The organism is Tropicibacter alexandrii (assembly GCF_003667315.2).
GTDB lineage: Bacteria > Pseudomonadota > Alphaproteobacteria > Rhodobacterales > Rhodobacteraceae > Tropicibacter > Tropicibacter alexandrii.
Genome location: NZ_RCTZ02000008.1, coordinates 82,304 through 91,829, shown reverse-complemented (window position 1 = coordinate 91,829; position 9,526 = coordinate 82,304). Strand labels below are relative to the sequence as shown.

Annotated in this window: 17 protein-coding genes; 3 read left to right on the top strand and 14 right to left on the bottom strand. The window is 62.2% G+C overall.

All coding sequences use genetic code 11. The features are described from left to right. Window position 1 precedes the first annotated feature (1 nt). The 13 genes from D8Z78_RS12285 to rpmC all read right to left on the bottom strand — a co-directional run bounded on the left by D8Z78_RS12285 (window position 2) and on the right by rpmC (window position 6,798). The gene (locus D8Z78_RS12285) at window positions 2–1,207 is read right to left on the bottom strand and encodes a cytochrome P450 (protein ID WP_121631240.1); all 1,206 of its coding nucleotides are present in this window, start codon (window positions 1,205–1,207) and stop codon (window positions 2–4) included. Between the two features lie 247 nt (window positions 1,208–1,454). Further along, on the bottom strand, window positions 1,455–2,243 hold the full coding sequence (locus D8Z78_RS12280) for an MBL fold metallo-hydrolase (protein WP_121631239.1): 789 nt from the start codon (window positions 2,241–2,243) through the stop codon (window positions 1,455–1,457). 156 nt (window positions 2,244–2,399) lie between these two features. Next, entirely contained in the window at window positions 2,400–2,588 is a 189-nt protein-coding gene (gene rpmD, locus D8Z78_RS12275; protein ID WP_121631238.1) for a 50S ribosomal protein L30, read from the bottom strand. Between the two features lie 3 nt (window positions 2,589–2,591). After that, window positions 2,592–3,170 carry a 30S ribosomal protein S5 gene (gene rpsE, locus D8Z78_RS12270; protein ID WP_121631237.1) on the bottom strand — a complete coding sequence of 193 codons (579 nt, stop codon included), beginning with the start codon at window positions 3,168–3,170 and terminating at the stop codon, window positions 2,592–2,594. A gap of 173 nt (window positions 3,171–3,343) precedes the next feature. Beyond that, the gene (rplR, locus tag D8Z78_RS12265; protein ID WP_121631236.1) at window positions 3,344–3,703 is read right to left on the bottom strand and encodes a 50S ribosomal protein L18; all 360 of its coding nucleotides are present in this window, start codon (window positions 3,701–3,703) and stop codon (window positions 3,344–3,346) included. Between the two features lie 12 nt (window positions 3,704–3,715). Further along, the gene (gene rplF, locus D8Z78_RS12260; protein ID WP_121631235.1) at window positions 3,716–4,249 is read right to left on the bottom strand and encodes a 50S ribosomal protein L6; all 534 of its coding nucleotides are present in this window, start codon (window positions 4,247–4,249) and stop codon (window positions 3,716–3,718) included. Window positions 4,250–4,261: 12 nt separating this feature from the next. Continuing rightward, complete coding sequence (rpsH, locus tag D8Z78_RS12255; RefSeq protein WP_121631234.1) at window positions 4,262–4,654, bottom strand: 30S ribosomal protein S8; 393 nt, start codon at window positions 4,652–4,654, stop codon at window positions 4,262–4,264. A gap of 13 nt (window positions 4,655–4,667) precedes the next feature. Then, window positions 4,668–4,973 carry a 30S ribosomal protein S14 gene (gene rpsN / locus D8Z78_RS12250; RefSeq protein WP_121631233.1) on the bottom strand — a complete coding sequence of 102 codons (306 nt, stop codon included), beginning with the start codon at window positions 4,971–4,973 and terminating at the stop codon, window positions 4,668–4,670. Window positions 4,974–4,985: 12 nt separating this feature from the next. Beyond that, window positions 4,986–5,564, bottom strand: a complete 579-nt coding sequence (rplE, locus tag D8Z78_RS12245) for a 50S ribosomal protein L5 (RefSeq protein WP_121631232.1) — start codon at window positions 5,562–5,564, stop codon at window positions 4,986–4,988. After that, the gene (gene rplX / locus D8Z78_RS12240; protein ID WP_121631231.1) at window positions 5,564–5,869 is read right to left on the bottom strand and encodes a 50S ribosomal protein L24; all 306 of its coding nucleotides are present in this window, start codon (window positions 5,867–5,869) and stop codon (window positions 5,564–5,566) included. Before rplX ends, rplE begins: the two co-directional genes overlap by 1 nt. Beyond that, on the bottom strand, window positions 5,869–6,237 hold the full coding sequence (gene rplN / locus D8Z78_RS12235) for a 50S ribosomal protein L14 (RefSeq protein ID WP_107975769.1): 369 nt from the start codon (window positions 6,235–6,237) through the stop codon (window positions 5,869–5,871). The genes rplX and rplN overlap by 1 nt, the downstream gene beginning before the upstream one ends. Before the next feature lie 117 nt (window positions 6,238–6,354). Further along, the gene (gene rpsQ, locus D8Z78_RS12230) at window positions 6,355–6,585 is read right to left on the bottom strand and encodes a 30S ribosomal protein S17 (protein WP_121631230.1); all 231 of its coding nucleotides are present in this window, start codon (window positions 6,583–6,585) and stop codon (window positions 6,355–6,357) included. Window positions 6,586–6,591: 6 nt separating this feature from the next. Then, window positions 6,592–6,798, bottom strand: a complete 207-nt coding sequence (gene rpmC, locus D8Z78_RS12225) for a 50S ribosomal protein L29 (RefSeq protein ID WP_121631229.1) — start codon at window positions 6,796–6,798, stop codon at window positions 6,592–6,594. Between the two features lie 325 nt (window positions 6,799–7,123). On the opposite strand from rpmC, the gene D8Z78_RS12220 reads away from it, so the two are divergent. From D8Z78_RS12220 to D8Z78_RS12210, 3 genes are all read left to right on the top strand, one after another. Further along, the gene (locus D8Z78_RS12220; protein ID WP_121631228.1) at window positions 7,124–8,209 is read left to right on the top strand and encodes a hypothetical protein; all 1,086 of its coding nucleotides are present in this window, start codon (window positions 7,124–7,126) and stop codon (window positions 8,207–8,209) included. 44 nt (window positions 8,210–8,253) lie between these two features. Further along, the gene (locus D8Z78_RS12215) at window positions 8,254–8,511 is read left to right on the top strand and encodes a hypothetical protein (protein WP_121631227.1); all 258 of its coding nucleotides are present in this window, start codon (window positions 8,254–8,256) and stop codon (window positions 8,509–8,511) included. Between the two features lie 106 nt (window positions 8,512–8,617). Continuing rightward, window positions 8,618–8,833 (top strand): hypothetical protein, encoded by a 216-nt coding sequence (locus D8Z78_RS12210; protein WP_121631226.1) that lies wholly within the window; start codon window positions 8,618–8,620, stop codon window positions 8,831–8,833. On the opposite strand, the gene D8Z78_RS12205 is transcribed toward D8Z78_RS12210, so the two are convergent. Next, on the bottom strand, window positions 8,818–9,438 hold the full coding sequence (locus D8Z78_RS12205) for a TIGR02466 family protein (protein WP_121631225.1): 621 nt from the start codon (window positions 9,436–9,438) through the stop codon (window positions 8,818–8,820). The genes D8Z78_RS12210 and D8Z78_RS12205 overlap by 16 nt on opposite strands. Between the last annotated feature and the right edge of the window lie 88 nt (window positions 9,439–9,526).

Sequence of the window (9,526 nt, the reverse complement as noted above, 5' to 3'; positions counted from 1 at the left end):
TTCAGCGCACACGCACGGGTAGCGTGGCAAAGCCACGGAAGCGGGCCAGCGGCACGCGGGTGCGGGGACCGGTCTGGGCGATCTTCGGGAAGCGCTTCACCAGCTTGCCGATGGCGACCCGCCCCTCGACCCGCGCCAGCGTCGCCCCCAGACAGACATGGATGCCGGTGATGAAGGCGATCTGCCGGTTGGGCTTGCGGGTGATGTTGACCACGTCCGGGTTCTCGAACACCGCCGGGTCGCGATTGGCCGCCGCGATGGAGGTGTGGATATAGGTGCCTTTCGGGACCACGCCGGTGGACAGGGCGATATCCTCCCCCGCCAGCCGGTTGCCGATCTGAAGCGGGCTTTCGATGCGCAGGAATTCCTCAACCGCCGGCGCGATCAGCGTGGGATCGTCCAGCAGCAACCGGTGCTGGTCCGGCCAGTCCAGCAGGGTGCCGACGGCGTTGCCCACCAGCGAGGTCGTCGTCTCGTGCCCGGCGTTCAGCAGGAAGATGCAGTTCTGGATCAGTTCATCCTGCGTCAGGCGGCGGCCGTCATGTTCGCCAAAGATCAGGCTTTCCAGCACTTCGCCCTGATGCGCCCCCTCCGGATGCGCGCGGCGGTGGTTGATGAGATCGTTCAGGATTTCGCTGAACTCGGTCACGGCGGCATTGCCCTCGGCCAGCTTCTCCGGAGCGACGACCGGGTCCAGCGCACCCAGAATGGCGAGGGAATAGCCGCGCAGACGCGCGCGGTATTCCGGCGGGATGCCCAGCATGAAGCTGATGATCTCGGTCGGCAGGACCTTGGCGAAGTCGTCGATCAGGTCCAGTTCGCCCAGATCGTCGACCCGGTCCAGCAGGCGATCGACGATCTCGTCGATCAGCGCCTCGAACTCGGCCAGCTTGCGCGGCGTGAAGGCACCCGAGATCAGCTTGCGCACGGTGGTGTGGTATGGCGGGTCGTTGAAGATCAACGACGTCGTGTGATGGGTGTGCAAGGGACAGCGCCCGAATTTCTCGCCAAAGGCCTCGGTCTTGTCCGACAGCATGTCGCGCGACTGGTAGACTTTCAGCACGTCATCGTAGCGTGTGAGATAGAGCGAGCCATCGGCGTTGCGATGCACAGGGTCCTGCGCGCGCAGGGCATGAAGGGTCGGGTGCGGGTCCTCTATGAACTCCGGCCCGATCGCGTTCAGGTCGAACGCGGCGATATCCAGCATGGTCTGTCCTCCCGGAGGCCAAGACTGCGCGATGATGGCGGGACAGGCAAGGCGCTTCGAAGCGCCTTGGACACGCGTCTTCGAAGACGCGTCAACAAGCGCTTTGCAAAGCGCTTGATCCAAGGCCCTTCGAAGGGCCTTGCCCCCTGCCCGCTCAGAGGTGCCGGACAAAATTGCGCCCCCCGGGAGGAGGACCGGAGGGCGCAGGAGGACGGGCGCGGTGGGCGCACCCGAGCAGTCGTTCGGATCAGCCCAATTCGCCGGGCTTGTACCATCCGCCCATCTGGACCTGTGCGGCATCGCCGACCATTTCGGCAAAGGCAGCGGGGTCCTGTGTCCCGCCATCGCGGCCACGATAGTGGTAGGGATAGACATAGGTCGGCTGGAATTCGCGCACGGCATCCGCCGCCGCTTCGGCGGACATGGTGAACGGCAGGTTCATGCAGACGAAGGCGAGGTCGATGTCCTGCAGCGACCGCATCGCCGGGACATCCTCGGTATCGCCCGAGATGTAGATCCGGAACCCGCCCATCGTCAGGACATAGCCATTGTCGCGACCTTCGGGGTGAAAGTTCTTGCGCTCTTCGGTCAGGTTGTAGGCCGGGATGGCGTCGATTGCGACCTGCTCCCAGGTGGCGCTGTCGCCATTGGCCATGGATTGCGCCTTTTGCTTCAGCGCATCGGGCAGCATGTCATGCACCGCCGGATTGGTGATCAGGGCGGTGTTGTCCTTGACCACGGCCCCGAGAATGTCGGCGTTGTAATGGTCGCCATGCTCGTGGGTCACAAGGACGAGGTCCGCATCGGGCAGACCCTCGTATTCCGAGGCCTCTCCGACCGGATCGACATAGATCACGCCCTTGGGCGTTTCGAGCACGATCGAGGCGTGGTGCACAGGGTGCACCGTGACCGGGCCCATGTCGGTCTCGAACATGTCGCCGCCGCCATGGGCGGCCCCGCGGGCCGTGAATGGCAGGATGGTGATCGTGCCTGCCGCGGCTGCGGTGGCAAGGAAGCTACGTCTGGTGGTGGTCATCTGGCGTCTCCCGGATTGCTGAGGCAAAGCTAGCCTCACACGGCAGGGCGACAAGCCGATCACGGCAACGTGATTTCAACGCAAAGGCGCCGCCCCCGTGAGGGGACGGCGCCTCGTCATGGGCAGGATGGGATCAATCCCATCCCGCACGATGCCTCAGCCGCGCTCTTCGATGATCTCGACGAGGTGCGGGATCTTGCGGATCATGCCGCGAACCGAGGGGGTATCCTCGAGCTCACGGGTCTTGTGCATCTTGTTCAGACCCAGACCGATCAGCGTCTTGCGCTGGACTTCCGGGCGACGGATCGGCGAGCCGATCTGCTTGACAACGATGGTTTTTGCCATGGATCAGGCCTCCTCGGCAATCTGGCTGGATTCCTGCGGCGCTTCATCGCGCTTGGGCAGGATGTCGGCGACTTTCTTGCCACGACGCTGCGCAACCTGGCGCGGCGACTGCTGCTGCTTCAGGCCATCGAGGGTGGCGTGGATCATGGCATAGGGGTTCTGCGACCCGGTCGACTTGGCAACCACGTCCTGGATGCCCAGCATCTCGAACACGGCGCGCATCGGACCACCGGCGATGATACCGGTACCGGTCGGGGCGGTGCGCATGGTCACCTTGCCGGCACCGGCATGGCCCTTGCCATCGTGGTGCAGGGTGCGGCCCTCTTTCAGCGGCACGCGGATCATGTTGCGCTTTGCCTGCTCGGTGGCCTTGCGGATCGCCTCGGGAACTTCCTTGGCCTTACCCTTGCCAAAGCCGACGCGGCCCTTCTGGTCGCCCACGACGACGAGCGCGGCGAAGCCGAAGCGCTTACCACCCTTGACGGTCTTGGACACACGGTTGATCGCAACAAGACGATCGGCGAATTCCGGTGCTTCCTCGCGTTCGCGACGGTTGCCCCGGCGGTTATCACGTTCTGCCATTTGGCATTCCTTATACTCGGTGCCCAAGAGCACCCATTTGTCCAATCCTTGGTGAGACCCGTCGTGACGAGGCCCCCCGGATCATCGAGGCGTTGCCGCCTACTCTGCGAAAAGCGCCCCATCACAGGGCGCTGTCCTGATGTAGGATGGGTGATCACCCATCCTACCCTGACTTAGATCTTCAGACCGCCTTCACGCGCGGCGTCGGCCAGAGCCTTCACCTTGCCGTGGAAGAGGAAGCCACCGCGATCGAAATACGCCTCGGACACACCGGCCGCCTTGGCGCGCTCTGCGATTGCAGCGCCCACCTTGCTTGCGGCTTCGATGTTGTTCTTGCCGACAACACCCAGATCCTTCTCCAGCGTCGAAGCGGCGGCCAAGGTGCGGCCGGCCACATCGTCGATGAGCTGAACAGAGATGTTCTTGTTCGAACGGTGAACCGAAAGGCGAACGCGACCTGCGTTGACCTTGCGGAGTTTGCTCCGGACGCGCATGCGGCGCTTCTGGAACAGAGCACGTTTGCTGTTTGCCATAGCCTTGCGTCCTTACTTCTTCTTGCCTTCTTTCATGAAGATATATTCGCCCTTGTAGCGAATACCCTTGCCTTTGTAGGGCTCGGGACGGCGCCAGTCGCGGATGTTGGCAGCAACCTGACCAACCTGCTGGGCGTCGTGACCTTCGATGATGATTTCGGTCGGCTTCGGAACCGTGATGGTGATGCCCTGCGGGATCGCGAAATCCACGTCATGGCTGTAACCAAGGTTCAGGCGGAGCGAGTTGCCCTGCAGCGCGGCGCGATAACCCACACCCTGGATTTCCAGTTCCTTCTTGAAGGTGTTCTGGACGCCATGGACGAGGTTCGCCACGATCGTGCGGGACATGCCCCACTGCTGGCGGGCGCGCTTGGACTTGCCACGCGGTTCCACCTTCACGGTGCTGTCTTCGACGGTGATGGTGACGTCATCGGTCGCGGTGAAGCTCTGGGTGCCTTTCGGACCCTTCACTTCGATTGTCTGACCGGAGACTTTCGCCTCCACGCCCGACGGCAGTTCGACCGGCTTTTTCCCAATACGAGACATTGATAAGCCTCCTTAGAATACGGTGCAGATCACTTCGCCGCCGATGTTCTGGCTGCGAGCGTTTGCGTCCGACATCACACCTTTGGAGGTGGAGACAATCGACACACCCAGACCCTGACGGACCTGCGGGATGTCATTCACGCCCATGTAGACGCGGCGGCCGGGCTTGGAGACGCGCTTGACTTCGCGGATCACCGGGGTGCCCTCGTAGTACTTCAGCGAGATTTCCAGAGTCGGGTGACCGTTTGTATCGGTGCCCTTCTCGTAACCACGGATATAGCCTTCGTCTGCGAGCACATCGAGAACCCAGCCGCGCAGCTTGGATGCCGGGGTCGACACGGTCGACTTGCCACGCATCTGGGCGTTGCGGATACGGGTGAGCATATCGCCGATAGGATCGTTCATCTTATACCCTCCCTTACCAGCTGGATTTCACGACGCCGGGCAGCTTGCCGTTCGAGCCCAGCTCGCGCAGCATGATCCGGGAGATCTTGAGCTTGCGATAGTAGGCATGCGGACGGCCAGTCAGCTGGCAGCGGTTGTGCAAACGGCTGGGCGCCGAGTTGCGGGGCAGTTTCGCCAGTTTCAGACGCGCCTTGAAGCGCTCTTCCATCGGCTTGGATTCGTCGTTTGCGATTTCTTTCAGCTCGGCACGCTTGGCGGCATACTTTTCCACCAGGCGCTGACGCTTCTTCTCGCGTTCGACCATGGATTTCTTGGCCATGTCTACAGCTCCTTACGCGTTGAACGGCATGTTGAAATGCTTCAACAGCGCCTTGGCCTGCGCGTCTGCGGTGTGCTCACCGTAGGCTTTCGCAGTGGTGGTGATGATGATGTCCATGCCCCAGACTTCGTCGACCTTGTCGAACTCGATCTCGGGGAACACGATGTGTTCCTTCAGACCGGTGGCAAAGTTGCCACGACCGTCGAACGACGGCTTCACGCCACGGAAGTCGCGGATGCGGGGCATCGCGACGGTCACGAGACGGTCCAGGAATTCATACATGCGCACATCACGAAGGGTCACCTTCGCACCGATGATCATGCCCTCACGCAGGCGGAACGGCGCGTGGCTGTTCTTGGCCTTCGTGCCGACGGCCTGCTGGCCGGCGATCTTGGTCAGATCCTCGATGGCCGACTTGGCCTTCTTCGAATCGCGTACAGCTTCTGCACCGCAGCCGATGTTCAGGACGATCTTGTCCAGGCGCGGGATCTGCATGTCGTTGGTGTAGCCGAATTCCTCTTTCATCGCGGCCTTGATGGTGTCGCGGAAAGTGGCCTTCAGGCGCGGGGTGTAGGTTGCAGCGTCAAGCATCAGATCACGTCCCCGGTGGTCTTGGCAAAGCGGACCTTCTTGCCGTCTTCCATGCGGAAGCCGACGCGGGTTGCCTTGCCGTTGGCATCGACGATCGCCAGGTTCGAAAGGTCGATCGGCAGGGCCTTGGGCAGGCGGCCACCTTGCGACGTTTGCGACTGGCGGGTGTGGCGGATGGCGACGTTCACGCCGTCGACGACGGCCTTGCCGGCCTTCGGATCGACGGAGACGATTGCACCGGTCTTGCCCTTGTCCTTACCGGCAAGCACGACGACCTTGTCACCCTTCTTGAGTTTCGCAGCCATCAGAGCACCTCCGGAGCCAGCGAGATGATCTTCATGAAGTTCTTGGCGCGCAGCTCGCGAACAACCGGGCCGAAGATACGCGTACCGACGGGCTCGTTGTTGTTGTTGAGGATCACGGCGGCATTGCGATCGAAACGGATCGCGGTGCCATCTTCGCGGCGAACTTCCTTTGCGGTGCGCACGACGACGGCCTTGCGGACGTCACCCTTTTTCACGCGACCACGCGGAATTGCTTCCTTGACCGACACCACGATGATGTCGCCCACGGATGCATAACGACGGTGCGAACCGCCGAGGACCTTGATGCACTGAACTTTCCGGGCACCGGAATTGTCAGCAACATCCAGATTGGTCTGCATCTGGATCATTTGGTTTCTCCCGACCTTTGGGGGTTGTTCTTGTTCAGCCCCCCAGGGTTTCGATGATGCTGTTCATCACCGCAGGAAAAAGCGAAGGCCCCGAGGAGTCCCCCGAGGCGCACCCGCTTATTCTGCGATCACTTCCCAGCGCTTCGTCTTCGACTTCGGTGCGCATTCGATGATGCGGACCATATCGCCGACAGCGAACTTCTCCGCCTCGTCATGAGCGCGGTATTTCTTGGTGCGCTTCACCGTCTTTTGCAGAACCGGATGCTTGAAGCGGCGCTCGACCAGAACCGTCACGGTCTGGGTGTTCGAAGTCGAGGTCACGGTGCCTTGCAGGATACGCTTGGGCATGTTGGATTACTCCCCTTGCGCCGCTGCGGCGGCTTTTGCATTCAGAACGGTCTTCACACGCGCAACGTCGCGGCGCACCTGGCGGACGCGAGCGGTGTTTTCGAGTTGGCCGGTGGCCTGCTGGAAGCGGAGGTTGAAGGCCTCTTTCTTCAGCGAGACAAGCTCGTCGCGGAGCTGGTCCGGCGTCTTGTCATTCAGTTCCTTGGCGTTCATCGCCTTTTCCTTTCTTTTCACCAGCAAGCCTTGGACGGTTGGTTCCAAGTCACCCGTGCACCTGGTGAGTTTCAGACAAAAAACGGGACCGGCGCGCCAAAGGCGCACTGATTCCGTTCGGACGTGCATAAGGGGGCCGTATATGCCCCGCATCCGAGTCTGGCAAGGGGTAAATCCGCCTCGGAACACAGGGATTCAGACCCTGTTCATCTCAACACTTTACCGTCCCGGCAGAATGGTCATCAACATGCCAGAAACGCGACAAAGTTGTGCTTTAGGCAGGTCGCTGCACGGTTGTTTTTGACGCTGACAGGGGGCGCGCAGCATGAATGGCTTTCTTCTTCTAAGCATGATGATGCTGGGCGTTAGCTTCGCCGCATTCCAAACCGCTGGGCCGGAGCAGGAGGACGATGCGGACCCCGGCGAGGATGACAGTCTCGACCCGGTCGAAGAGGACACTCTTGTCGTTGAGCAGACAGGCCAAACCTTCCTTGTCGGCTATGACACGACGCTCGGCGGGACCGACGGCAATGACACTTACACCCTGGCGGACGATGCCATCGGCGGCAACTATGTGTCCATCGCCGCCGGTGCAGGTGACGATCTGATCGATTTGAACCTGGCCGGCGTTCAGTTAAGCGGCACCCTTCTTGGGGAGGACGGGAATGACACGATCGCGATGCAAGGTGCCTTGGACTTTGGCCAGATCGCCGGTGGCGCAGGCGATGACCTGATCGAGGCATTCCGCTTGGAAGATGCGACCGTCAGCGGCGGTGACGGAGATGACCGGATCGCCATCGCCACAAGTGGTTCGGACCCCGCCTTGATCGAAGGTGGCGCAGGCAGCGACACCATCGACTACCTTGGCAGAGACTTCCATGGCACAATCCTGGGCGGCGATGGCGATGACCTGCTGACCGTCAATGGACAACAGACCAACGGTGCGCTCTATGGTCTGACGGCCGACGCGGGGGCCGGGGACGATACGATCCGCCTGTCGGAGCGTGCGATAACCAGCGGCTCCGATGTCACGGTCGGCGCCATGTTCGGCGGTGCGGGCGCCGACACTTGGGAGCTGACCATAAGCGAAGGGGCAGCAGTCGATGACGCCGCCTTCCAACCCGATCCGACCTGGCAGGAGCGCGAGGGCACTTGGCGCTTCGACGCGGTCGAGATCGCCGATTTCACACCGGGCGAGGATGTCTTGCTGATCGACGCCGACCCGGTCGACCCGGCCTATGCGCTGACCACCGCACGGATCGCCCAAAGTGGGGGCGTAACCGAGCTGGTGCTGCGTTACGAAAGCGACACGCTCGACGCCCGCGACGTGGTGATCGACCTGCGCGGTGCGGACATCACTTGGGATGACGTTACCTTTGCCGGCACCAGCACCCCTGTCTTGCTCAACTAGAAATTGAGCATTCCCGGAGCGGCGGTTTTGTGATATGCTATGGCATGAAACGCGCTCTGATCGCCCTTCTGCTCACCGCCTCTCCTGCCATTGCGCAAACCGCACAGGCCGACTGTGCCTGCATCGGCAAGGGCGGAACGGAGACGCCGCTGGGACAGGTCATCTGTCTGACGGTCGGCGGGCAAAGTTTTCTCGCCCGCTGCGCCATGTCGCAGAACGTCCTGACTTGGCGCAAGGTTCAGGATGGCTGTCCGGCGGCACGCGCCGCGACCGGCCTGTCGCCACCGATCCAACCACTTTGACCCCAAGGGGCGGTGTCACTTTCGGCGCAGGGCCTTATATACTGTCACGCAATCTTTACGCCCGGATGGCAAACCGCACCGGGCCGCAAGCAGAAGGGGGACCGCCATGTCACATGACCGCAGCCAGACTGCGCCGCGGATCGACTGCGCGATGCAGGACAAATGTCCGCGCGCCGATTACATGCGCGCCCTCTACCGCTACCTGCGCGTCCACAATGTCGACGAGGTCGCCCTGCGTCAGAGCTATGTCACCGACGTGATGGGCTGGGCCCTGCCCCGGTCGGCCTGTGACGGTGCGTGTGGCGCTCATTCCCACTTGTAGTTGAAGCTGACGCTGACCCGGTCATCCTCGGCCATGTTCAGCGGCACCTCGTGGCGCAACCAGCTTTCCCACAGCAGCACGTCACCGACGGCGGGCTTTTCATAGACGAAGGTCTTCAACTCCTCGCGGCAGCCCTTGCGCCGCGCGGGGGCTGCCATCATGTAGCCCAGTCGCGGATCTTCGAGCTTCAGCGCCGAGGCGCCTTCGGGCATGGCCACATAGGTCGTGCCGGAAATCACCGAATGCGGGTGGATGTGCAGGCCATGCATGCCGCCCTCGGGCAGGATGTTGATCCAGATGTCTTCGAGGACAAGCTGCTTGTCACCGAGGTCCAGTTCCAGATCCTTGACGAAAGCGGCGACATGCGCGTCGAGCGATTTCACCAGATCGGCAAAGATCGGAAAGCGCCACGGCAGGTCGGTCAGCGAGGCGTAGGAGGTGTAGCCGGGATAGCCCTCGGTCTCGCACCATTCCTGCCCGGCCTCGTCATCCTCGGCGATGGAATAGCACGACGCCTCAAGCTCGGCTGCGTCGATGGCCGGGCCATGCTCGGACAGGGCGGCGCGATACAGGCGGGTGGCGAACAGGGAACGGATCTGGGCCATGGCGGGACTCCTATCGGGTTTGCCCCCGCTGTCGCGCGTTTCCGGCCACAACGCAAGAGGACCCGGCGTGGCGAGGTCCGAGGCGGCC